Raw genomic sequence first — 22,596 nt, forward strand, 5'->3', positions numbered from 1 at the left:
GGTGCGACCTTGCCAACGTCCGCATGAGACGATCAGGCATGCTGCTCATCCGCGAGCGCCAGCGTCGGGGCCTCGCTGCTCGCCGTGCATGCGACGGCAACGGCCATGTGCTCGTCGGCCCAGCACCATCGCTGGCCGCCGGCGCGCTTGGCGGCATAGAGCGCGCGATCGACTCGGTCGAGCAGCGCTTCCGTGTCCGCCCGCCGATCCCCCGCGACCAGAACGCCGGCGCTGGCGCCGATCTGCACGCGCGTTCCAGCCAGCGTGAAGGGACGCGACAGCGCCGTCACCGCGGCTTGCGCGAGCGCGAGCGCGGCGTCACGTCCGGCTGCGGGCAGCAGCAGCATGAACTCGTCACCGCCGAACCGCGCCGCCAGGCCGGCTTCGCCGAGGCAATCCTGCAGGCGTGCACCGACCTGGCACAACAGCTCGTCGCCGGCCTGATGGCCGAACCGGTCATTGACGAGCTTGAAGCCGTCGAGATCGACCGCAATGATCGCCACGGGACGATCGCACCGGCCGAGCGCGGCGATGAATGCAGCCCGGTTCGGCAGGCCGGTGAGGAAATCGCGCAGCGCCTGCCGCGCCAGCGCCTGCTCGGCCATGATCCGCTCGGTGAAGGCGGCCGTCAGCCGATAGGACGTCCCGCGCAGCGTGATCCAGAACAGCACGACCATGCCGGCGCCCATCCGGTAGACCGGCTCGGGCTGCATCAGGCAGGCGATGACGGTCGGGATCAGCAGCACCGCCGACGAGGTCATGACGATCCACGGGCTGACGCGCGACACGATGCCGACACAGAACGCCATCGACAGGCCGAAGCACATCCAGATCCCGGGCCCGTCGCCGATCTGGAACGCGCGGGCCGACAGCGCACCGATGGCCAGACCGAAGGCGGCGGCGCCGAGGCCGTAGAGGCGTTCCCAGCGAATGATGGCGTCGTGATCGAGCCGATCGAAGCGCGCGGCGAACATCCGCAGCTTGACCACGCGCAGCGCGCCAATCACCAGCAGCGCCACCGTGATCGCGGCGTAGCCCGGATCGTGCGCCACCCAGGCCATCACGCTGCCGATCACGACGGCCGCGACCGCGATCGTCCCGACCAGCGGCATCGAGCTGTAAAGCAGGTGCGCGAGGTCGCGACGAATGTCCGGGTCCAATCGATGCATCGCAATTCCGTTTCGGCAATTGCGCGCACTCTCGTACCCACGCCTTAACGAAATCTCGCTGCACCCGCGAAGGGCTGCCATGCGCCGCGGATGCTTAAGAGATGCTCACCGCAACCCTGACAATGCGAATGATGTCAGCGCATGACGCGCCAGAGCGACACAGGGCGTCGGATCAGCTCGCCCAATTGTCGCGGAACTCGCCGAACAGCGTGATGCCGCCGCAGGCATAGATCGTCTGTCCGGTGATGTAGCTCGCCTCGGCTGAGGCGAGAAAGGCGAACACGCCGGCGATCTCTTCCGGGCTCGCTACCCGCCCCATCGGAATGTGGGACTCGACCGCCGCGCGCTTGGCGGGGTCATCGGTCCAGGCGGCGTTGATCGGCGTGTCGACCGCGCCGGGCCCGACCGAATTGACGCGGATGCCGCGGCCGGCGAATTCGAGCGCGAGGGTCCGGGTGAGGCCCGCCATCGCACTCTTGCTGATCGAATAAGCGAGATAGCCGGGCTTCGGAATGATCTGGTGCACGCTCGACGTATTGATGATGTTGCCGCCGCCGCGCGCGACGAAATGCGCCAGCGCATGACGCGCGCACAGCACCGCGCCGTTGAGGTTGACCTCGAGGATCTGGCGATAGGCGTCGACGTCGAGCGCCTCGCTCGGCGATTCCCGCTGGAAGCCGGCATTGTTGACCAGGCAGTCGAGCCGGGGCCAGCGCGTCAGCACGGTCTCGAACATCTCGGCGATCTCGGCCTCGACGCCGATGTCGGCCTTCACGGCGAAATGATCGCGCGCGCCGTGACCATGCGCGGCGGAGGCCGCGTGCACCAGCGCCAGGGTCTCATCGCCCGATGGCGACGGACCGCCGAAATTGATCGCGACATGCGCGCCCTCCTCGGCAAAGCGCACCGCGATCGCGCGGCCGATGCCTTGGGCCGCACCGGTCACCAGCGCGTAATGTCCGGCGAGACGCGATGGCTGCTGCATGGGTTCCTCCGGGGATCGGTTGACGCTCGAAACGACAATCGAGGATCACCATACGATCATCTGCTCCGGCCATCTGTTATCCACACGGATGCGCCCCATCAAGACCAGTCTGCATCGGACGAACGGGGAGCATCGGTGCAGTAGAGCTTGGATCGCATTGGTGCCTGCGATTCGGGCTTCGCCCACGTGACCATTGAGGAAAGGTTACCGCGATCTTCAAAACGGTTCTACAATCTAAGATTGCTGAATGTGTGAACCGCTTCACGGTTCGACGCGCCGCCACTGGACTACAATCCTTGCGTTTCCAACCATCCGATATTGAGGAGGACGATTATGATCGAAGCCGGCCTGCACAATTTCCAAGTCCTTCGTGGCCTCACTTCGGCCAATTCGCTGCTGAGCGGCGCGACCAACGGCAGCGTCAGCTTGTCCAGCGAGGACGGCAAGGCAGGTGAGCTCCAAGGCTGGGACTTGGTGCCCGTTGCCGATTTTCCCGGCGTGTACAACATCAGGGTGCAGGGTGGCACTGAGCCCAAATATACGTATCTGAGTTGCACATCCGACGGCGAGACAGTCAACCTGATCGCCGAGGACGATCTCAGCGGGCGGCAGCGCTGGCGGTTCGTTCCCGCAGATTCGCCGATCTGCGAATACTACCAGATCATCGTGGTCGGTGGGACCAGTGGCGGCCGCGTCTATCTGAGTTGCACCTCGGACGGCAAGCAGGTGAACCTCATCAAGGATGATGATGGGTCCGGGCGGCAGCGCTGGCAAGCGCAGAAAATCCAGACTTGAAGTTCAGGCCACCCATCTTCAGTTACGGGCTCCCGCCGCGGCGGCAGCCTCACCTCCGACGACCCCGTCCAAGGCATACGCGCTGGACTTCGCGATACAACGCGATACGGTCAATCCCGCAGGCGGTCGTCGACATCGCCTGCGGCGCTGCTTGTCCGCACTTCGTCGACAACGACTCCTCGGACGTTCGCGACGAAGACCCGTGGCGGGCGCGCGGGCCAACGAGCGGCAAGCGGGTCCTTCATGTATCTCGGCATCGATCTTGGAACATCCGCGGTCAAGACGATCATCGTCGATGACGCGCAGCGCGTCGTTGCGAGCCGCAGCCGCGCCTTGACGATGGACGTGCCGCGACCGGGCTGGGCCGAGCAGGACCCCGCCGCCTGGATCGCCGCGGTGTTCGCCACGCTCGATGCGCTCAAGGCCGATCATCCCGGCGCGTTGACGGCGGTGGACGCCATCGGCCTGTCGGGCCAGATGCATGGCCCGGTGCTGCTCGATGCCGCGATGAATCCGTTGCGGCCCTGCATTCTCTGGAACGACGGGCGGTCGGAGCGGGAATGCCTCGCGCTGGAGCAGCGCTGGCCCGCCTTGCGCATGATCACCGGCAACAAGGCGATGCCTGGTTTTGCCGCGCCGAAGCTGATGTGGATCGCGGCGCACGAGCCCGAGATCTTCGCGGCCACGCGGCTGGTTCTGCTGCCAAAGGCCTATGTCCGGCTGGTGCTGACGGGCGATGTGATCGAGGACATGTCCGATGCGTCCGGCTCGCTCTGGCTCGATGTCGTCGGGCGCGACTGGTCGGACGAGGGCCTCGCCGCCACCGGCCTGACGCGTGCGCAGATGCCGCGCCTCGTCGAAGGCTGCGCGCCGGCGGGCCGGTTGCGCAGCGACCTCGCGGAACGCTGGGGCATGACGAAGCGTCCGGCCTTCGCGGGCGGCGCGGGCGACAACCCGGCCGGTGCCGTCGGCATCGGCGCTGTCAGGCCGGGCGCCACTTTCATCACGCTCGGCACGTCCGGCGCCGTGATCACGCCGGTCGACGCCGTCACGGCCAATCCCGAGCGCGTCGTTCACACCTTCTGTCATGCCGTCCCTGCGATGTGGCTGCAGGCCGGCGCGATGCTGTCGGCGGCCTCATGCCTCGCCTGGGTCGCGCGGCTGCTCGGCGCGAGCGAAACGGAGCTGCTTGCCCCGCTGGGCGCACGGCCCGCCGCGCCGTCGCCAGTCAGCTTCCTGCCCTATCTCGCGGGCGAGCGGACGCCGCATGACGATCCCCATGCCCGCGGCCTGCTCGACGGCCTGAGCCATGCGACAGATCGCAGCGTCATCGTCCAGGCGGTGCTCGAGGGCGTTGCCTTCGCCCTGGCCGACTGCCGCGACGCGCTGAGGGAAACCGGCCTCGTGATTGCCGAAGCGGATGCGATCGGCGGCGGATCGCGCTCCGACCTCTGGCTGGCGATCCTGGCTGATGTCCTCGGCATTCCCGTTCATCGGCTGGCCGAGGGCGAGACCGGCGCCGCCTTCGGCGCGGCCCGGCTGGCACGTCTTGCCGTTACCGGCGAGGACATCGGCGCGGTCTGCACGCCGCCCGCGCGCATGCGGACCTTCGCGCCGGACGTCGCGCTGTCGGCAGCCTATGCCGAGCGGCGGCCGCGCTGGCAACAGCTCTATCGTCGGCCGAGCTAACCCGATCTCCGAAAGGCATTCGTCGCGGCGACGCGTTGCAGCGGCGTCTCTTTCATATTGTATTCGGCAACAGCCTCTAGTTTAATGGCTACCCCGCGCCAGCGATCAACGAGCCGCGGACGACAAGACGACGTGCATTGGGAGGCACGATGAGCGGTCCGATCCTCGAGATGCGAGGGGTGTCGAAGTCATTCTTCACCATCAAGGCCCTGCACAAGGTCGACCTCACCGTCTACGCCGGCGAAGTCCATGCGCTGATGGGCGAAAACGGTGCCGGCAAATCCACGCTGATGAAGATTCTCTCCGGCGCCTATCGCCCGGATCCCGGCGGTGAGATCCGCATCGAGGGCCGGCCGGTGCGCATCGAAGGGCCGATGGGCGGCCGCAACGCCGGCATTTCGATCATCTACCAGGAGTTGTCGCTGGCGCCGAACCTGACGGTCGCCGAAAACATCTATCTCGGGCGCGAGCTGTCGCAGAGCGGCCTGCTCGCGCGCAGCACCATGCGCGAGGGCGCTGGACCGATCCTGGACCGGCTCGGCGCCGATTTCACCGCGTCCACCTTGGTGGCCGAGTTGTCGATGGGCCAGCGCCAGCTGGTGGAGATTGCCCGCGCGCTGCATGCACGGTCCAAGATCCTGATCATGGACGAGCCGACCACGTCGCTGTCCGCCGGCGAGAGCGAGAAGCTGTTCGCGCTGATCCGCCAGCTGCGCGCCGAGGGGCTCGCCATCATCTACATCTCGCATCGCATGGACGAGGTCTATGCGCTCGGCGACCGCGTCACCGTGCTGCGCGACGGCCGGCTGGTCGGCTCGCTCGACAAGCCGGAGATCCGCGCCGACAGCATCGTCCGCATGATGGTCGGCCGCGACGTGTCGTCGTTCTACAAGAAGGACCACGACCCGCACGCCAAGCGTGACCGCGCGGTGCTCAGCGCCGTCGATCTCGGCGACGGCCATCGCGTCAAGAACTGCTCGCTGACCGTTCATGCCGGCGAGGTGGTCGGCCTCGCCGGGCTGATCGGCGCCGGACGCACCGAGCTCGCGCATCTCATCATCGGCGCCGCGCCGAAGACGACCGGACACATCGAGCTCGACGGCGAGAAAGTCAGCATCGACACGCCGCGCGATGCGCTCGATGCCGGGATCGCCTATCTGACCGAGGACCGGAAGGCGCTGGGCCTGTTTCTCGACATGTCCTGCGCCGACAACATCAACCTCGCCGTGATCGGACGCGACGCGAAGCTCGGCGGCATTCTCGATCGCGACAAGGCGAAGACGCGCGCCGACGAAGCATTCGCCGCGCTCGGCATCCGCGCCCCCAATCCCGGCGTCACCGTCGGCGGGCTGTCGGGCGGCAATCAGCAGAAGGTGCTGCTGTCGCGCCTGCTTGCGACCGCGCCGAAGGTCCTGATCCTGGACGAGCCGACGCGCGGCGTCGACGTCGGCGCCAAGTCCGAGATCTATTCGATCATCGACAATCTCGCCAAGTCGGGCACCGCGATCCTGGTGATCTCGTCCGATTTGCCGGAGATCCTCGGCATCTGCGACCGCGTGCTGGTGATGCGCGAAGGGCACCTGGCCGGCGAGCTGCAGCAGAGCACGACATCACCCATCACCCAGGAAGACATCATGGCGCTGGCCACCGGGACGGAGCACGTCGATGCCTGACAACAGTTCGTCGCAAGCCAAGACCGCGCCTTCATCCGGCCTGCCGTCCGCGTCGGACAACAAGCAGCAGCGGCTGCGGCTGATGATCCGCGCCGCCGGCATGCTGCCGGTGCTGCTCATCCTTTGCGTCGGCTTCCACCTGCTGTCGGAGGGACGCTTCTTCACCGGACAGAATCTCGGCATCGTGCTGCAGCAGGCCGCGGTCAACACCGTGCTCGCCGCCGGGATGACCTTTGTCATCCTGACCGGCGGCATCGATCTCTCGGTCGGCTCGATCCTGGCCGCCGCGGCGATGGCCGGGCTGACACTGTCGAAGATGCCAGATCTCGGCGCGCTGTGGCTGCCGGCCGCGGTGCTGACGGGCCTTGCCTTCGGTGTCGTCAATGGCGCGCTGATCGCGCTGTTGCGGCTGCCGCCGTTCATCGTGACCCTCGGATCGCTCACCGCGGTGCGCGGTCTCGCCCGCCTGATGGGTGGCGACACCACCGTGTTCAACCCGTCCATTCCCTATGCCTTCATCGGCAACGCCTCGCTGACGATCATTCCGGGCGTCGTCTCGATCCCCTGGCTGTCGGTGATCGCGTTGCTCGTGATCCTCGGCTCCTGGCTGATCCTGCGCCGGACCGTGCTCGGCGTGCACATCTATGCCGTCGGCGGCAATGAGAGCGCGGCGCGGCTCGCCGGCATCAAGGTCTGGGCGGTGCTGATCTTCGTCTACGGCATGTCCGGCCTGCTCGCCGGCCTCGGCGGCGGCATGCAGGCGGCGCGGCTCTATGCGGCGAACGGCCTGCAGCTCGGCCAGTCCTACGAGCTCGACGCCATCACCGCGGTCATTCTCGGCGGCACGTCGTTCGTCGGCGGCATCGGCTCGATCTGGGGCACCTTGGTCGGCGCGCTCATCATCGCGGTGTTGTCGAACGGGCTCATCCTGGTCGGCGTGTCCGACATCTGGCAATACGTCATCAAGGGCCTCGTGATCATCGGCGCCGTCGCGCTCGACCGCTACCGGCTGCAGGGCTCGGCCCGCACCTGAGACGACATGGCGGGCTCCACCGGGGCCCGCCGCGACGCATTCTTCCACGGCCACTGGTCCGCCGTGCGTAGACGAACAGGAAGGGCCAGGGAGGAAACCAATGTTGAAGTCGGTTTTGTTTGCCGGTGCCGCGCTTGCGCTCGTGATGAGCTCCGCGCCGTTGTCGGCCAAGGAGCTGAAATCGATCGGCGTCTCACTGGGCTCGCTCGGCAATCCGTTCTTCGTCGCGTTGTCGAAGGGCGCGGAGTTCGAGGCCAAGAAGACCAACCCGAACGTCAAGATCACCGCGGTCGGCTTCGAATACGATCTCGGCAAGCAGGTCACCCAGATCGACAACTTCATCGCCGCGGGCGTCGACATGATCCTGCTCAATCCGGGTGATCCGAAGGCGGTGGGTCCTGCGATCAAGAAGGCGCAGGCCGCCGGCATCATCGTCGTCGCGGTCGACACCGCGGCCGAGGGCGCCGACGCCACCGTGACCACCAACAACGTGCAGGCCGGCGAGATCTCGTGCCAGTACATCGTCGACAAGCTCGGCGGCAAGGGCGACGTCATCATCGAGAACGGACCGCAGGTGTCGGCCGTGATCGACCGCGTCAACGGCTGCAAGAGCGTGTTCGCCAAGGCTCCTGGCATCAAGGTGCTGTCGAGCGACCAGGACGGCAAGGGTTCGCGCGAGGGCGGCCTCACGGTGACGCAGGGCTATCTGACGCGCTTCCCCAAGATCGACGCGATCTTCGCCATCAACGATCCGCAGGCGATCGGCACCGATCTCGCCGCGCGTCAGCAGGGGCGCACCGGCATCGTCATCACCGCGGTCGACGGCGCGCCCGACATCGAAGCCGCGCTGAAGGATCCGGCCTCGCAGCAGATCCAGGCCTCGGCCTCGCAGGATCCGTTCTTCATGGCGCGCCGCGCCGTGCAGATCGGCGTCGGCCTGCTCAACGGCCAGAAGCCCGCCTCGACCGTCGAGCTGCTGCCCTCCAAGCTGATCACGCGCGACAATGTCGGCGAGTACAAGGGCTGGACCTCGGAGCGGAAGGAATAGCCAGGAATAGCCGACCCGACATAGCTCGAACATCCCACATGAGGTTCGGCGCCGCCCCTTGCCGGGCGGCGTCTTGCTTTGGGAACTGAAATGCGCGGGCGTCACGACAATCAGCATGGCAGTCCACGTCTGTCGCATTTGCGACAATGATCCACTTGATCGGGCGGTGCAGATCGCCCTCCCCGCTGGTCCGGAACTTGCGTGGGCCTGCCTGACGGCATCAATCAGCAGCCGATCCGATGGCTTTCACCGCAGTCTGTCCGACAACCGCCATGGCCGAAGGCGGCATGGGTCTGTACCAGGTCGGCAAGAAGAGCGTGCTGCTGCTCTGGCCCCGTGGCGGCGAGTTGAAGGCCTATCGCGGCCGCTGCCCGCATGCCGACGTGCCACTGACGGAAGCGACCTTCGACGGCCGGACGATCACCTGCCCGCACCATCAATGGGGCTTCGACGCCACCCATGGCAAGTGCGTCACCCACCTCGTCCGCAATTCGCTGCACGTCTACCCGCTGCAAGTCGAGGGCGATGAGATCCTGGTGGATGTCGGGCCGGTGAAGCCGGCACGCGCCGCAAGCTGATCGGGCAAGACCGGCCACGGGCGCTCGACGGTCGCGCGGCAGACATCTGGCCGCATGTAGCGCCGGCTATCCGGTCACCATCAGCCGCTTCATGAACTGGTCGACCTCGCGACGCAGCGTCTCGACCTCGCCATGGACCCGCTCGGAGGCATTGTTGACTCGCGATGCGATCCGGCCGGTGTCGGCGGCAGCGCTGCTGATCGCGCCGACGTCTGACGCGACCCGTGCCGTGCCGGACGAGGCTTCCTGAACGTTGTGCGCGATGTTCTGCGTCGCCGCCGCCTGCTGGTCGACCGCGGCCGAGATGGTGGACGCGATCTCGTCGATCTCGGCGATCGTCCGCGCGATCGCCTCGACCGCCGCGACCGACGTCGAGGTCGAGTGCTGCATCTCGTTGACCTTGGCGCTGATCTCCTCGGTCGCCTTGGCGGTCTGGTCGGCGAGACTCTTGACCTCGGCCGCAACGACGGAAAAGCCGCGCCCGGCATCGCCGGCCCGCGCCGCCTCGATCGACGCATTCAGCGCCAGGAGGTTGGTCTGTTCAGCGATCTCGCTGATCAGCTTGACCACGTCACCGATCCGGACCGCCGCATCGGCAAGCTCGCGGATCTCGCCGCCGGCACGGTTGGCCTCACCGACCGCACGCCCCGCGCTTTCGGTGGAGCGTGAGACCTGCCGGCCGATTTCGGCGATCGAGGACGCGAGCTGATCCGCCGCGCCCGCCGCCGTCTGCACATTGGACGACGCGCGCCCCGAAGCCGCGATCACATCCTCGGTGCGGCGGCTGGTTTCCGTCGCGGCCGTCGCGACGTGGCCGGCGTCGGACTCGAGATCCCCCGCCGCGCCGACGAGGCTGACGACGATCTGATCGAGCTGCGTGCCGAACTGCCGTGCCAGACCCGCAATGTCGACCACCCGGCGGCCGAGGCCGTCGGTGCCCTGGTTGATGATCGCCGCCGAGCGGCGGAATGCGCCAGGCAGGCCCCGCACCATGATCTTGCGGAAATGCTTGCCGCGGCTGGCATAGTCCATCGACGCCGACGCCTCGCGCACGAAGGCGTCGGTGATGTCGAGCATGTCGTTGATCGATTTCTGCAACAGACCTATGTCGCCGTGCTGGCGCCGGCTCAGCAGCCGCGGCTCGAGATTGCCCTTGGCTGCGCTGTGACAGACCTTGGCCGCCTCCGCGATCACGGCAGATGCCACCCGCAGTTGCCACAAGCCAAGGCCGAGCAGCAGCGCAACAGCGATGAGCAGCGCTCCGCCTGCGGCGGGCGGGGTCGCGCCGGCGACGACGAGCCAGGCCAGCCCGCCGAGTGCCAGCAGCGCCGCGGCCGCGATCGCGATCTGGGCCTTAGAGAGAGAGCACGAACTCATCATAATCAACGCCTTGTTGTTTGATCGCCGAGACCATCATGTCAAAGCTTGCGCGCAGGCCGTCCTTGGCATTGGCGTGGCGCGCCTCCTCGTCGCACAACGTCTTGTAGATCGGCTTGAGGCTCTCGATCGGCCCACGCTCGGGTCTGCGGCGGTTGGAATGGTAGCCGATGATATTGCCCTGGTCGTCCAGCGTCGGCGTCACATGGGCGAGCACCCAATAATGGCTGCCGTCCTTGGCCAGGTTGACGACATAGGCGAAGATCTCGCGCTTGGCCTCCAGCGTGTCCCACAGCAGCTTGAAGACGCATCGCGGCATCTCGGGATGGCGGATCAGGCTGTGAGGCGCTCCCAGGAGCTCGTCATAGCTGTACCTGGCCATGCGAACGAAGACGTCGTTGGCGTAGGTGATGCGTCCCTTGCGGTCGGTCTTCGAGACGATCAGGTCTTCTTCGCCGAGCATGTGCTCGATGCCGGTCGGTTTCACAATGTGGGCCATGACTGGTCCTCCTTGCGGTCATCACGATGCGGGGCGGACAGACGGGATGGCCCGGCCCGTACGGCCGGTCCGGTCGACGCGCGGGCACAACCGGCGCCGCCCGGCGTGCGGCCAGGTGTCGCCAGGACCCCATCGGCCGGCTTTCGCCGGGCCCAGGAGAAGGCTGTCCGCCTCCCGGCCTCAATCTGACGTTAACTGTGAAACATCGCGTTAACTGGGAGCCCCCGCCAGAATACAGGTGGCGCCCGCGGCGGGGACGGGGCGCGCCGGCTCGATGGCCGGCGATCGGTGCGGACCGCTGGCCGGAGGATCGCGTCGGCCGTCGCCTTGTCGGAAGATGTGGCACAAGGACCAGGAGGTGCGTACGTGACGCCCCGCAACCTCATGAGACGCGCACGGGCCGGTCGGGGCGCTCATGCCCGACCGGCCCGGCGCCCCCTGCCTCAGAAGAAGCCGAGCTTCTTCGGGCTATAGCTGACCAGCATGTTCTTGGTCTGCTGGTAGTGGTCGAGCATCACCTTGTGGGTCTCGCGTCCGACGCCGGACTGCTTGTAGCCGCCGAATGCCGCATGCGCCGGGTAGGCGTGATAGCAGTTGGTCCAGACGCGCCCCGCCTGGATGTTGCGGCCGAAGCGGTAGCAGGTGTTGGCGTCGCGGCTCCACACGCCGGCACCCAGGCCGTAGAGCGTGTCGTTGGCGATCGCCAGCGCCTCGTCCTCGGTCTTGAAGGTCGTGACCGAGACCACGGGTCCGAAGATCTCCTCCTGGAACACGCGCATCTTGTTGTGCCCCTTGAACACCGTCGGCTTGACGTAGTAGCCGCCGGCGAGATCGCCGCCGAGCACATTGCGCTCGCCGCCGATCAGGAGCTGCGCGCCCTCCTGCTTGCCGATGTCGATGTAGGACAGGATCTTGGACATCTGCTCGGAGGAGGCCTGCGCGCCGATCATCGTCGCCGGATCGAGCGGGCTACCCTGCACGATCGCCCCGACGCGCTGCAGCGCGCGCTCCATGAAGCGCTCGTAGATCGACTCGTGAATGAGCGCGCGGCTCGGGCAGGTGCAGACCTCGCCCTGGTTGAGCGCGAACATCACGAAGCCTTCGATCGCCTTGTCGAGAAAGTCGTCATCTTCGGCGCAGACGTCCTTGAAGAAGATGTTCGGCGACTTGCCGCCGAGCTCCAGCGTCACCGGGATCAGGTTCTGCGAGGCGTATTGCATGATCAGGCGCCCCGTCGAGGTCTCGCCGGTGAAGGCGATCTTGGCGATGCGGTTCGACGACGCCAGCGGCTTGCCGGCTTCGAGGCCGAAGCCGTTGACGACGTTGAGCACACCCGGCGGCAGCAGGTCGCCGACGATTTCCATCAGCACCAGGATCGAGGCCGGCGTCTGCTCGGCCGGCTTGAGCACGACGCAATTGCCGGCGGCGAGCGCCGGCGCGAGCTTCCACGCCGCCATCAGGATCGGGAAATTCCACGGAATGATCTGGCCGACGACACCGAGCGGCTCGTGGAAGTGATAGGCGATGGTGTCGTGGTCGATCTCGGCGATCGAGCCTTCCTGGGCGCGGATCACGCCGGCGAAATAACGGAAGTGATCGATGGCGAGCGGGATGTCGGCGGCGGTGGTCTCGCGGATCGGCTTGCCGTTGTCCCAGGTCTCGGCGAGCGCGAGCTTGTCGAGATTGGCCTCCATGCGGTCGGCGATCCTGTTGAGGACCATCGCGCGTTCGGTCACGCTGGTACGGGCCCAGCCGTCCTTGGCGGCATGCGCGGCGTCGAGCGCGGCCTCGATGTCGGACGCATCGGAGCGCGCGATCTGGCACACCGGCTGGCCGGTGATCGGCGAAATGTTGTCGAAATATTTGCCGGCGTTGGGGGCCTTCCAGGCGCCGCCGATGAAGTTGTCGTAACGCGCAGCGAAAGGCGGCTTGAGCGCCGCATTGACGTCAACCTTGGTCATCTCTCTCTCCCATTCACGCCGATGCACACGGCGTTGCAGGGAGGCTCGATCAAACCGGCACGACAGACCAGAGGCTGAAACGAGCGCGTCCGAACAAGTGTCGCAGTTCTGCGACATGTTGGCTGCGATTCGACAGTCGCGGCGCGTTCATCGCTCGAGCCCGAGCCGCTTCATCTTCCGGTGCAGGGTGGCGCGCGACATGTCGAGCTCCTTCGCCGCCTTCGAGACGTTGCCGCCGGCGCGCGCCAGCGCGCGCTTCAGCACGGCGCGCTCGGCGGCGTCGATGTCGTCGCCACCGGTGGTCGTGTCCTTGATCAGGTCGCCGGCCGGCACCGGGCGCGCCAGCGCGGACGGAGACAGGTTGAGCGCCCGCCGCGCCGCCCGTGTGGCACCGATGACGAGGTCGTTGCGATCGACCGCCAGCAGCGAGTTGATCTCGCGCTCGCTGTCCGGCGTCAGCACGATGCGGGCGTGTGGAAAGGCCTGGCGGAAATTCTCCGCCTCGATCAGCCGCGCGGCATCCGCGACGGTGGTCGCGATCAGCCGACTGAAGCCTTCGGTCAGATCGGCACGGCAGGAGGAGACGTCGAGCGCGGCCTTGAGCTGGCCATGCTCGTCGAAGATCGGCGCCGTGGTACAGAACAGGCGCGCGTTGCGCGACAGGTAGTGCTGGTCGCGGTCGATGGTCAGCGGCCGCTTCTCGACCAGGCAGGTGCCGATCGCGTTGGTGCCCTCGTGCCGCTCGCTCCACACCGCGCCGGTCCACAGGCCCCAGGATTCGAAGGTGGCGTCGTCGCCGCGCGCGCCGCGGCGCTCGAGCACGGTGCCCTCGGCATCGGCCAGCAGCACCGAGCAGCCGACGCCCCCGACCGCCAGGAACAGCCGGTCGAGGCTCGCTTGCGCGATCGCGAGCAGCCGCCCGAGCCGGGCGCGCGCATCAGCGATCTCGGCGGCCGTCAGCCGGGCCGGCAGCTTCGGGGTGGCAGGATCGAGCGCATGCAGATGGCCGGAGCGGCGCCATGATGCCGCCAGCGCCGAGACCGCCGGCGTGGTCTTGTCTGCTTTGCAGTCAGCTCTGTTTCCCGGCCTGTCGTCAGGCTTCGCATCGCCCTTGGCGAGGGCGTCGAGCACGCGATCCGAATGGGCATTCCCGGGCGAACGCCCCATGTCCGTCCTCCCGGCTCTCTCCCCCAGGCCCTGCGTTCCACGCGCAGCCCGACTTGGCGGCATATTGGAGCAAATACAGCACCGCTCCTTGACGCGCGTCAAGGAACGGTGATGAAGCCGGTCGCCACCAGAATACGCACGAAGATGGCCCTGCTGCGGTGCTCCCGACGTCCCCTGCTCTATCCAAGGCTGATGTCCGACACACTCAAGAGATGCATCAATTAGTATTTGCTATCTTTACGTGAAAACCTTCGCCCCGCTAGTCTGACCATCGCCATTGCATCATCGGCGTCCGACCTTGCTTGATCGTGCACGTGGAGTGAGTTGAGACGCCCCTCGCGAATGCCCGTCCGCGTCCTCATTCGAGCCATCACACGATCCGTCGAATGAAAGGCCAAGGCGGGCACCGTTGCCCGACCGAGCCTGCCACGAATGCCGCGACGAGGCCACGTCATGAAACACATCGCCCTGCTTGGATCTGCTGCCCTCCTCCTTCTCGCCTTTCCGTCCGAGGGCTGGTCGCGGAAGGGCCGGCTTCAATGCCAAACCGATCAGGTCCGCCGCCTCGTGGCGAACTGGGCGGAGGCGTTGAACAACTCCTCGTCAACGGATCCAGCGCCGGTTCTCAGGACCTATGCTCCCAAAGACGCGGTCCTGCTGCCAACCTGCGCCAACGGTCCCTTGACCAATGAAGCAGACATCAGGAAGTATTTCGTAGATTTCCTCAAGAAGAAGCCAAGAGTCACGGTCGATCCGAACAAGGCGGAGATCGGCGGCTGCGACTACACATTTGCAAGCGGGCTCTACGAGTTCGCGCTGAACGGGCAGCCCACCCCGATCCTGCTACGCGCACGCTACACCTACATCTTTCACAACGGAAAGATCATGCAGCATCACTCTTCGGCGGAGCCGGATGTCGGGCCGGGCAACGTCTGTCCGTCGAAGAATTCCGGCTCATGACCAGGAGCACATGTCGACCGAAGTCCCCCGCATCGCCGCTGCCACCGCGGTGACCGGCGGCGAGCAGACGATCTGGACGACGCAGGGACGCGGCTCGTTCGACGGCAGCTCCCTTCGCATCGGCCATGACAGGTGCCGCAAGGCGGCCGCGGCCCCCGAGGGCACCAGGCGGTGCAAGGCGCTTCCCGACGAAACAGGTCACCTGGACGAACGAGACCGCGTTGTCCGCGGTGTGCGCGACTTGTCACCGGACGGCGCACGACTGCACCGAGCGGTGTCCGGGGAAGCGCAGCGAGAGCGCCCCTCCTCCGTCGGTGAGGGCAGTCGCACCGGCACAGAGGCCCCGGATGACTACGGGGGTGTCGCAAGGCTGCGACACTCTCTCGCCCGAATGGGGCCGGAAGCCCCCGCACGAATCCAGTTTCTCAAAACGCGTTAATCCCCGTCGCGGATGGTTCCCGCACGCGCTTCGCACCGACGAACGTCATTGCCGGTCTCGCGAAGCAATATGAGAGGGAAACATGCGCCTATCCTTTGCGGCAATACGCTCCATCCAGACCAAGATTGCCTTGATCGCCGGCTTCTGCCTCGCGCTCACCTGCGTCATCCTGATCGGCTACGGCCTGTTCTCGACGCAGAGCATGAACCAGTACGTCAACCACGAGGTCATGCAGCTGGTCGATCGCCAGACCAAGGAGAGCCTGATGAACCGGGCATCCACCGAGGCCAACGTCATCAAGGCCGAGCTGGAGGTCGGGTTCGACGCGGCGCGCACGCTGGCGCAGTCCTTTGCGGTTCTGGCCGATGCCAAGACCGGGACCGCCGCGAGCGCACGCCGCGCGCAGCTCAACGCCGTGCTGCGGCGTGTCCTGGAGCTCAATCCCGCCTTCAACGGCACCTACTCGGCCTGGGAGCCCGATGCGCTCGACGGCAACGATAGCACCTTCAAGGCCAACAAGGAGATGGGCTCCGATCACACCGGCCGCTTTCTCCCTTACTGGACGCGAAGCGCCGGCGGCGCGATCGCCGTCCAGCCGCTGGTCGAGTACGACAGCAGCGAGCGCCATCAGAATGGCCTCGTGAAGGGCGCCTGGTACATCAACCCGAGCACTACCGCGAAGGAGAACATTCTCGGGCCGCTGCCCTACATCGTCCAGGGCAAGCCGGTGTTCCTGGCCACGATGTCGGTGCCCGTCATGATCGACGGCAAATTCCGCGGCGTTGCGGGCGCCGACTACAATCTGGACTTCGTGCAGAGGCTGGCGGTCAAGATCAATACCTCCCTGTTCGACGGCAAGGGCAAGGTCGTGATCCTGAACGACACCGGCCTCGTCGTCGCCGACAGCGCCAATCAGAACGTCATCGGCAGGCCCGCCGCCGAGGCCGACTCGCGCTGGACCGACAGCGCCGCCATCGTCCGCACCGGCAAGGGCACCGTCCTCGACGAGCCCAGCAATCCCAATGTCGACATCTACGCCCCGATCACATTCGGTCTCACCGACACGCCCTGGTCGGTCGTGATCTCGATCCCACGCGACGTGGTACTCGCCTCGGCACGGCAGCTCGACGCCTCGCTCAGCGGCCGTTCGACCAGCAACACGCTGTGGCAGCTCGGGGTCGGAGCGGTGATTACGGCGCTTGCGATCTTCCTCATCTGGGTCGCGGCACGGGGCATTGCCCGTCCGATCCGGGATTGCGCCGTATTCGCCAATGGCATCGCCAAAGGCGACTTCAACCAGACCCTGACCATCGAGCAGGCGGATGAGGTCGGCGCCCTCGCCACCTCCCTGAAGGCGATGCAGGGCGACCTGAAGCAGAGCATCGCGCAGCGCGCCGAGGACCAGGCGGCCGCCGACGCCCAGCGGCGCCACGCGATGAACGCGATGGCGGATCAGTTCGAGGCGTCGGTCGGCGGCATCGTCGAAACCGTGTCGGCCGCCTCGGGCACGCTGGAGACGTCGGCCGGATCGTTGAGCGCGACCGCGGAGCGGGCGCAGTCGCTCGCGACCACGGTCGCAGTCGCCTCGGAACAAGCGTCGACCAACGTGCAGTCCGTGGCGTCCGCCACCGAGGAGATGGCCTCCTCGGTGACCGAGATCAGCCGCCAGGTGCAGCAATCCGCGCGCATGGCCAACGAAGCCGTGACGCAGGCACGCTCCACCACCGGACGGGTCGGCGAGCTCTCGAAGGCGGCGGCGCGCATCGGCGACGTCGTCGAGCTCATCAACAGCATCGCCGGCCAGACCAACCTGCTCGCCCTCAACGCCACCATCGAGGCGGCGCGGGCGGGCGATGCCGGACGCGGCTTCGCCGTGGTCGCCACCGAGGTCAAGGCGCTCGCCGAGCAGACCGCGAAGGCGACCGGGGACATCGGCCAGCAGATCGCGGGCATCCAGACCGCCACTCAGGAGTCCGTCGGCGCGATCCGCGAGATCAGCGAGACCATCGAAAGGCTGTCGGAGATCTCGGCCACCATCGCCGCCGCCGTCGAGCAACAGGGCGCGGCGACGCAGGAGATCTCGCGCAACGTCCAGCAGGCGGCCCAGGGCACGCAGCAGGTCTCGTCGAACATCACCGACGTGCAGCGCGGCGCCAGCAACACCGGGACGGCGTCATCCGAGGTGCTGTCCGCGGCCAAGCTGCTGTCGCGCGACAGCGGCCGACTGAGGGAGGAGGTCGGCAAGTTCCTGACCTCGGTGCGCGCCAGCTGAACGCCGGCCGACAAAAGCGAAAAGGCCGCCTGGATGATCCAGGCGGCCTTTATCGTGTTGGATGCGATGCGTCCGCCGCTGATCTCAGCGGCCGCCGCGCGACAGCATCTCGAAGCGGTAGTTGACGCCGATCATCGCCGTGTGGAGCTGGGTCTTCTGGCTGACGACGTTCGGCCCGCCGGTGATCGCGGCGGCGCCCGGCAGCGTGCCGGTCACCGTGCCGAAATCGGCGTAATCATACTCGGCGAAGGCTGACCAGTTGCGGGCGAACATCCACTCGACGCCGGCGCCGACCGTCCAGCCGCTGCGGTTGAACGCCACGCTGGCGGACTGTCCGGTGGCGGTGTTGACGACCGAAACATTGGTCCGTGTCCACGCCGCGCCACCGCGCACATAGGCCAGGATCTCAGGCGTCACGAGATAGCCTGCACGCACCGTGGCGGTGTAGAGGTTGCTGGTTCGCGTGTTCATCGTCAGCGCCGGTCCGAGCTGGCTCGACGCGTTGATGATGCCGAGATCGGCCATCGCCTGGATGCCGACGACGAAGCGGTCCATCTGGTAGTCGCAACCGAGCTGCAGGCCGCCGACGACGTCGCTGCCATTGCTGGAGATGGCGGTCGGAATCTGCACGGCCGCGACGGGCAGCGGCGCCACGTTGCCGCCGCCGGCCACCGGCGGTGGATTCTGCGCCGGCGGATTGCCATTGTTGGCCTGTGGCGGCGGGTTCGGCTGACCGCCGCCATTGTTCGGCGGCGGATTCTTCGGCGGCCAGGGCTTGTCCGGATGATGCGGCCATCCGCCATGATGGTAATTGCCGCCCTGCTGCTGCCAATGATCCTTGTCGGGCTGCTTGTCGCCATAGCCGCCCTTGCCGTCGTCATTGTCGTGCGGCTTGCCGCCCCAGCCGTAGCCGCCATGCTTGTCGTCGTTCCGGTCATCCGGCTTCATCCAGGCGTAGCTGTCACGCTCGCTCTTCATCGGCTGCTTCGACCAGCCGAAACCAAGCGGCTTGTCGGTGCCGTCGTCCTTCTTCCCACCCCAGCCGGAAGCCGGCTTGTCGTGATCGTCCTGCCGATCACGGTGCAGCCAAGCCGATCGGTCGGAGTAGCCGCTCGAATGCAGCTGCGACCAGCCGCTCGACTTGCCATGGTCGTCGTCGTGAGGCTTGTCGAACCAGCCGCTGCCATATTTGACGTCGTTGTAATTGTCGTCCTTGTTCTTGGATGGAGCCGACGGCCAGGAAGACTTGTTGTCGCCGCCTTTCGATCCAACCTGTGGCCAATGATGACCACCGTCGTGATCGGGCTTGTAGGACGGCTTGTCGTTCGGCCAGCCGTGATCCTTGTCGCCATGATACTGCTTGCCGGGCTGCCACCAGCCCTTGTCGTTGCGCTCGCAGATCGGAGGCTTGCCCGGCGGCTTATGCGGCGGCGGCTTCCATCCGCCGTTGTTCCCGCCGGGGTTGTTCGGCGGCGGCGGGTTCGGCGCGGGGTTTGCAACCACAGGCGGCTTGACCACCGGCGGGTTGTTTGCGTTGCCGACGGGCTGCTGCACGGGCTGAACCGGCGCGGCGGCGGCATTGGCGACCTGGCTCCACGTCTGCTGCTGACGCGACCAGGCCATCCCGGCGTTCGCGCCGGCATGGCAGCCACTCCACCTGTAGGCGAAGACGTCGGGCGGCGGGAGCGGGGGAGGCAAGGCGAGATCAGTCGCCCAGACCGATGTCGTACTTCCTGCGAAAGTAGATAGGCAAAGGCATACGCCAAATACGCGACGCATCGAACTCACAACTCCTGAACACGTGCCGCAACAAACGGCGGCCGCATCAGGAGGGTGAGATTGTGTCGCGAACTGAATTGAAAAATGTCATTCGGAAGGAATGCAGATCGCGACGCCGACGCGATCGAAATTCGGCTTTGACTGTTGCACGCAAGATGCAGGATTCTGGCAAAATGAAGCAGCGCGCGACACGATTGCGACAAACGGCGCGACACGCGATGCCGCAGCGGCTCATGAGTTCGTAGTAGACGAACGTCCGCACCGAACTCACAGCAAGCGCAGAGCGCGCTCGGCGGCATGCGTCCTGATCGCGCGCACCTCGCGATCGTCGGCCTTCACATCAACCACACGCTCCGATTGCACTACAGCGAAGAGGGCGGCACTTGGTCTGTGCGGTCGCCTTCGCCGTCGACGCGCCGACGCTCGGCTATCCATGCGCGTCGACAAGTCCTGCCCTTGGTTTCGCCGCTATTGCGCAGCCAGCGCGACGTCATCGATCACCAGCGCGACGTCATCGATCAGAAGAGAAAGCGGCAAAGGCCGCCGCAATCGCACCGAATGGGGCGGACCTTCGTCGACGTCGCGGCAATTCATCGGAGCAGCGCGCCGCGAAACATCCATGATTGCGGCCGGATGTGGCGCGGCGGCGCGCGGCCGATTTCGCGTCATGCCATCGGCATCACGGATTGCGCCGCGAGAACGAGATGGCATAGGCGCCGTTGCGGATGTCGATCATCGGATCGTCGGAGGCCTCGATGCCGTCGGTGAGCTGGCCCGGCAGGAACAGCAGCTTCTTCTGCGCCGCGTCACTGTCTTCGACCGCCTTGTCGATCGTCAGCACGCCGAGCTCGACCAGCTTGCGATCGTCAGGCCACGGCTTTGCCGGATCCCTGGTGTCGTCGCCGGCCGCGGCGAGCTGCGCCTTGAAGCGGAACGTCACCGGCCCCTGCTTCAGCCGCGCCGGCAGCTCGGCCATCAGGAAGTCCGGCGCACGTTTCGCCGCGTCCTCCTTGTCGATATGCACGACCTTCTCCGGCAGCATCTGCCAGCGCACCGCCTGCTTCTCGCCGGCCTTGTTGACGAGGACGAAGGCGTTGACGCCGAAATAGGCCTCGTCGGCAAGACTGTCCGGCGTCGCGATGGTGCCGAGCGCCGCCGGCACCGAGGGATGGCTGGCAATGAACTGCTCGAGCCTGGTCGGCTTGGCCGCGTTCGGCCCGGAGTCCGCGATCGCCAGGAACAAATCGCGTAACTCCGCCCCCGTCGAGACAGGGAAGAATTTCAGCGAGTTGATCACGAGGTCCATGTCGCTGCCGTCGGCGAGATGAAACTTCACCGCCATGCCGTGCGGATTGGCGTCGCCGGAGCCGTCCGGCAGGTTCGGCACGCCAGTGGAGTCCGAGAACCGCACCGTGACCGGAACCTCGCCGCCGCTGAACAGCGACGCCTTGCTCAAGGTCGCCGCCTCGGCCGACGGCTTGAACTTGCCCTCGACGACGACGCCCTTGGCGTGATTGGCGCGAAAGCCGGCGTGCACGCCGAACACCTTGTTCATCGCATTGACGAGCTGCTCCTCGACCGGCGGCTCCTGTGCGAGGGCAGCGGCCGGCAACGCGAGGGCAATCCCGGCCAGCGCGGCAACGAGTGTACGTGTCGTCATGAGCGGCGTCCTCCTGTATGAGCGATGCAGCATAGCAGCATGAATTGACGCGCGAGCGACTTTCGAGCGCGGCCGATGGGCGCCCCTCACCGCATGATCCACCTTGCCGTCTGACAGGAGCCATTACGCCCCGTCACCCGCTCCTTGCGGCGAGATGGCGAATGTCTCTATTGTAGTCGCGCGTGTCCGGTCTGCCTCCCTCCGCGGTGCGGATCGGGGGATCGTGCCCCCTCCGACCCTGACGCCGGACGGCGCGCCCACGACGGAGTTTCGACTGTGTCCGCACCGGAAAGCTTCCCCATCGACAGGATCCACGTCCCCGACAAGAAGCGCAAGGCGCTGAGGCAGGACGCGGTCGACGCGCTGGCCGAAAGCATTTTGGAGGCCGGCCAGCGCGAGCCGATCCTCGTCCGCCGCGACAAGGACCATTTTGTCCTGGTCGAAGGTCTGCACCGCCTCGAAGCCTGCAAGGCCCTCGGCGAAAGCGCCATCATGGGTCTGCTGATCTCCGCCGAGGAAGCCCGCCAGCGCGAGCTGCCACCGCCGCCGGTCGATCCGGAGCGCGAGAAGATGGAGCGGCTGCGCAAGCTGCGGCTGGAGAAGGAGGAAGCGGAGAAGCTCGCAACGGCCCCGAGAGGCGTCTCGGGCGCCCATGCCGCGACGCGCCCGCGCGGGCCGACCGAGACGACGAACCGGAGCAACAGGACTGCCACCGCGAAGCCATCGCGCCCCGGACAAGGATCGTCGCCCCGGACCTTGTCGGATTGGATCAAGCAACAAGAGCGCAGCGGCGGGCGATACTGACGGTTTCAACGCGCGAGTGCCCCCCGGCCGCGGTCTGATTGAGCGGCAGTCCGTCTGGCGGATCAGCGCAGCGTGATCCGCCGCCTCGCGTCGCAGTTCAGCACAGTCACGTCCATCCCCGCACATGCGCGCAGCAGCGCTGGACCCCGGCCCGCGCAGGGGCAGTTTGACGCGCCTCTCGCGGCGATCCGTGGGGAACGCGCCCTGCGGCCGCACGTTGCTGACACTCGCGGGAACGAAATCCGCAAAGCCGGCGCGGCGTTGCCGTGCAGCCAAGCCGACCCGCGCCATCCCATCAACCGGCACAACCCAACCCCGACAATGAATTGGAGCCCCTGATGCGAGCAACCATCGTTGCACTCTCCGCCATCCTTCTCGTCAGCTCCGTCGGAGCCTCGGCGGCGCCGATGGCCGCCGCGGCAGATGAGGGCGAAGCGGCTGCTTCTCCGATGCGCCTTGCGCAGCGGGATCACGGCAACGGAGACGGTCGCTGGCAGCACGAGCAAAGACGTCACGGCTATCGCGGCCACGACGGACGGCGTCACGGTCCTCCTGCCGGCTGGCACCGCTATCGCTTCCGCCCGCACGACCATCACCGCCGGGGCTGCATGCAGATCGGACCGGCCTGGTTCTGCCCGTAGGCGCCGCGTGTCCGTCCCGCACGTTGCTCCGCGGAGGACAGTGCTGGACGGGCTAGGCAACTCCGAT

The 22,596-nt window shown here is 66.7% G+C and carries 18 protein-coding genes; 10 read left to right on the forward strand and 8 right to left on the reverse strand.

The features are described from left to right. Nucleotides 1–32 precede the first annotated feature (32 nt). Both ACQR10_RS30205 and ACQR10_RS30210 read right to left on the reverse strand, forming a co-directional pair. Entirely contained in the window at nucleotides 33–1,169 is a 1,137-nt protein-coding gene (locus tag ACQR10_RS30205; RefSeq protein WP_316216532.1) for a GGDEF domain-containing protein, read from the reverse strand. 172 nt (nucleotides 1,170–1,341) lie between these two features. Further along, nucleotides 1,342–2,154 carry an SDR family oxidoreductase gene (locus ACQR10_RS30210; RefSeq protein WP_316216531.1) on the reverse strand — a complete coding sequence of 271 codons (813 nt, stop codon included), beginning with the start codon at nucleotides 2,152–2,154 and terminating at the stop codon, nucleotides 1,342–1,344. Nucleotides 2,155–2,487: 333 nt separating this feature from the next. On the opposite strand from ACQR10_RS30210, the gene ACQR10_RS30215 reads away from it, so the two are divergent. The 6 genes from ACQR10_RS30215 to ACQR10_RS30240 all read left to right on the forward strand — a co-directional run bounded on the left by ACQR10_RS30215 (nucleotide 2,488) and on the right by ACQR10_RS30240 (nucleotide 8,970). Beyond that, the gene (locus ACQR10_RS30215; protein ID WP_316216530.1) at nucleotides 2,488–2,949 is read left to right on the forward strand and encodes a hypothetical protein; all 462 of its coding nucleotides are present in this window, start codon (nucleotides 2,488–2,490) and stop codon (nucleotides 2,947–2,949) included. 243 nt (nucleotides 2,950–3,192) lie between these two features. Further along, complete coding sequence (gene xylB / locus ACQR10_RS30220) at nucleotides 3,193–4,638, forward strand: xylulokinase (RefSeq protein ID WP_316216529.1); 1,446 nt, start codon at nucleotides 3,193–3,195, stop codon at nucleotides 4,636–4,638. 149 nt (nucleotides 4,639–4,787) lie between these two features. Continuing rightward, entirely contained in the window at nucleotides 4,788–6,311 is a 1,524-nt protein-coding gene (locus ACQR10_RS30225; protein WP_316177369.1) for a sugar ABC transporter ATP-binding protein, read from the forward strand. Beyond that, the gene (locus ACQR10_RS30230) at nucleotides 6,304–7,344 is read left to right on the forward strand and encodes an ABC transporter permease subunit (protein WP_315804813.1); all 1,041 of its coding nucleotides are present in this window, start codon (nucleotides 6,304–6,306) and stop codon (nucleotides 7,342–7,344) included. The genes ACQR10_RS30225 and ACQR10_RS30230 overlap by 8 nt, the downstream gene beginning before the upstream one ends. A 100-nt stretch (nucleotides 7,345–7,444) precedes the next feature. Then, on the forward strand, nucleotides 7,445–8,392 hold the full coding sequence (locus ACQR10_RS30235; protein ID WP_316216528.1) for an ABC transporter substrate-binding protein: 948 nt from the start codon (nucleotides 7,445–7,447) through the stop codon (nucleotides 8,390–8,392). 239 nt (nucleotides 8,393–8,631) lie between these two features. Beyond that, a complete protein-coding gene (locus ACQR10_RS30240; RefSeq protein WP_316216527.1) occupies nucleotides 8,632–8,970 on the forward strand; it encodes a Rieske 2Fe-2S domain-containing protein in 339 nt (112 codons plus the stop codon). Between the two features lie 66 nt (nucleotides 8,971–9,036). Here the strand turns inward: ACQR10_RS30240 and ACQR10_RS30245 are convergent, their stop codons facing one another. From ACQR10_RS30245 to ACQR10_RS30260, 4 genes are all read right to left on the reverse strand, one after another. Further along, on the reverse strand, nucleotides 9,037–10,347 hold the full coding sequence (locus ACQR10_RS30245) for a methyl-accepting chemotaxis protein (RefSeq protein WP_316216667.1): 1,311 nt from the start codon (nucleotides 10,345–10,347) through the stop codon (nucleotides 9,037–9,039). After that, a complete protein-coding gene (locus tag ACQR10_RS30250; RefSeq protein ID WP_315804809.1) occupies nucleotides 10,325–10,846 on the reverse strand; it encodes a PAS domain-containing protein in 522 nt (173 codons plus the stop codon). Before ACQR10_RS30250 ends, ACQR10_RS30245 begins: the two co-directional genes overlap by 23 nt. Before the next feature lie 443 nt (nucleotides 10,847–11,289). Further along, nucleotides 11,290–12,807 carry an aldehyde dehydrogenase gene (gene adh, locus ACQR10_RS30255; RefSeq protein WP_315804808.1) on the reverse strand — a complete coding sequence of 506 codons (1,518 nt, stop codon included), beginning with the start codon at nucleotides 12,805–12,807 and terminating at the stop codon, nucleotides 11,290–11,292. A gap of 147 nt (nucleotides 12,808–12,954) precedes the next feature. Continuing rightward, nucleotides 12,955–13,974, reverse strand: coding sequence for a helix-turn-helix domain-containing protein (locus ACQR10_RS30260; RefSeq protein ID WP_316216526.1), 1,020 nt, complete (start codon nucleotides 13,972–13,974; stop codon nucleotides 12,955–12,957). A gap of 453 nt (nucleotides 13,975–14,427) precedes the next feature. On the opposite strand from ACQR10_RS30260, the gene ACQR10_RS30265 reads away from it, so the two are divergent. Both ACQR10_RS30265 and ACQR10_RS30270 read left to right on the forward strand, forming a co-directional pair. Beyond that, the gene (locus ACQR10_RS30265) at nucleotides 14,428–14,934 is read left to right on the forward strand and encodes a hypothetical protein (protein WP_316216525.1); all 507 of its coding nucleotides are present in this window, start codon (nucleotides 14,428–14,430) and stop codon (nucleotides 14,932–14,934) included. 521 nt (nucleotides 14,935–15,455) lie between these two features. Further along, the gene (locus tag ACQR10_RS30270) at nucleotides 15,456–17,645 is read left to right on the forward strand and encodes a methyl-accepting chemotaxis protein (protein ID WP_434848566.1); all 2,190 of its coding nucleotides are present in this window, start codon (nucleotides 15,456–15,458) and stop codon (nucleotides 17,643–17,645) included. Between the two features lie 84 nt (nucleotides 17,646–17,729). Here the strand turns inward: ACQR10_RS30270 and ACQR10_RS30275 are convergent, their stop codons facing one another. Both ACQR10_RS30275 and ACQR10_RS30280 read right to left on the reverse strand, forming a co-directional pair. Further along, nucleotides 17,730–19,268 carry an outer membrane protein gene (locus ACQR10_RS30275; protein ID WP_316216523.1) on the reverse strand — a complete coding sequence of 513 codons (1,539 nt, stop codon included), beginning with the start codon at nucleotides 19,266–19,268 and terminating at the stop codon, nucleotides 17,730–17,732. An 835-nt stretch (nucleotides 19,269–20,103) separates the two neighbouring features. Next, nucleotides 20,104–21,084 (reverse strand): catalase family peroxidase, encoded by a 981-nt coding sequence (locus ACQR10_RS30280; protein WP_316216522.1) that lies wholly within the window; start codon nucleotides 21,082–21,084, stop codon nucleotides 20,104–20,106. A 276-nt stretch (nucleotides 21,085–21,360) separates the two neighbouring features. On the opposite strand from ACQR10_RS30280, the gene ACQR10_RS30285 reads away from it, so the two are divergent. Both ACQR10_RS30285 and ACQR10_RS30290 read left to right on the forward strand, forming a co-directional pair. Continuing rightward, on the forward strand, nucleotides 21,361–21,888 hold the full coding sequence (locus ACQR10_RS30285) for a ParB N-terminal domain-containing protein (protein WP_315804803.1): 528 nt from the start codon (nucleotides 21,361–21,363) through the stop codon (nucleotides 21,886–21,888). 338 nt (nucleotides 21,889–22,226) lie between these two features. Next, entirely contained in the window at nucleotides 22,227–22,529 is a 303-nt protein-coding gene (locus ACQR10_RS30290) for a hypothetical protein (RefSeq protein ID WP_316216521.1), read from the forward strand. The last annotated feature ends 67 nt before the right edge of the window (nucleotides 22,530–22,596 follow it).

The organism is Bradyrhizobium sp. HKCCYLRH2060 (genome assembly GCF_051168135.1).
In the GTDB taxonomy this organism is placed as follows: domain Bacteria; phylum Pseudomonadota; class Alphaproteobacteria; order Rhizobiales; family Xanthobacteraceae; genus Bradyrhizobium.

Bases quoted from the DNA above. Each gene is read 5' to 3' on its own strand.
- ACQR10_RS30215 (WP_316216530.1), top strand. From the start codon at position 2,488: ATGATCGAAGCCGGCCTGCACAATTTCCAAGTCCTTCGTGGCCTCACT.
- ACQR10_RS30265 (WP_316216525.1), top strand. From the start codon at position 14,428: ATGAAACACATCGCCCTGCTTGGATCTGCTGCCCTCCTCCTTCTCGCC.
- ACQR10_RS30290 (WP_316216521.1), top strand. From the start codon at position 22,227: ATGCGAGCAACCATCGTTGCACTCTCCGCCATCCTTCTCGTCAGCTCC.
- ACQR10_RS30210 (WP_316216531.1), bottom strand. From the start codon at position 2,154: ATGCAGCAGCCATCGCGTCTCGCCGGACATTACGCGCTGGTGACCGGT.
- ACQR10_RS30230 (WP_315804813.1), top strand. From the start codon at position 6,304: ATGCCTGACAACAGTTCGTCGCAAGCCAAGACCGCGCCTTCATCCGGC.
- ACQR10_RS30260 (WP_316216526.1), bottom strand. From the start codon at position 13,974: ATGGGGCGTTCGCCCGGGAATGCCCATTCGGATCGCGTGCTCGACGCC.
- ACQR10_RS30280 (WP_316216522.1), bottom strand. From the start codon at position 21,084: ATGACGACACGTACACTCGTTGCCGCGCTGGCCGGGATTGCCCTCGCG.
- ACQR10_RS30270 (WP_434848566.1), top strand. From the start codon at position 15,456: ATGCGCCTATCCTTTGCGGCAATACGCTCCATCCAGACCAAGATTGCC.
- adh (WP_315804808.1), bottom strand. From the start codon at position 12,807: ATGACCAAGGTTGACGTCAATGCGGCGCTCAAGCCGCCTTTCGCTGCG.
- ACQR10_RS30245 (WP_316216667.1), bottom strand. From the start codon at position 10,347: ATGAGTTCGTGCTCTCTCTCTAAGGCCCAGATCGCGATCGCGGCCGCG.
- ACQR10_RS30240 (WP_316216527.1), top strand. From the start codon at position 8,632: ATGGCTTTCACCGCAGTCTGTCCGACAACCGCCATGGCCGAAGGCGGC.
- ACQR10_RS30225 (WP_316177369.1), top strand. From the start codon at position 4,788: ATGAGCGGTCCGATCCTCGAGATGCGAGGGGTGTCGAAGTCATTCTTC.
- ACQR10_RS30235 (WP_316216528.1), top strand. From the start codon at position 7,445: ATGTTGAAGTCGGTTTTGTTTGCCGGTGCCGCGCTTGCGCTCGTGATG.
- ACQR10_RS30250 (WP_315804809.1), bottom strand. From the start codon at position 10,846: ATGGCCCACATTGTGAAACCGACCGGCATCGAGCACATGCTCGGCGAA.
- ACQR10_RS30205 (WP_316216532.1), bottom strand. From the start codon at position 1,169: ATGCATCGATTGGACCCGGACATTCGTCGCGACCTCGCGCACCTGCTT.
- ACQR10_RS30275 (WP_316216523.1), bottom strand. From the start codon at position 19,268: ATGGCCTGGTCGCGTCAGCAGCAGACGTGGAGCCAGGTCGCCAATGCC.
- xylB (WP_316216529.1), top strand. From the start codon at position 3,193: ATGTATCTCGGCATCGATCTTGGAACATCCGCGGTCAAGACGATCATC.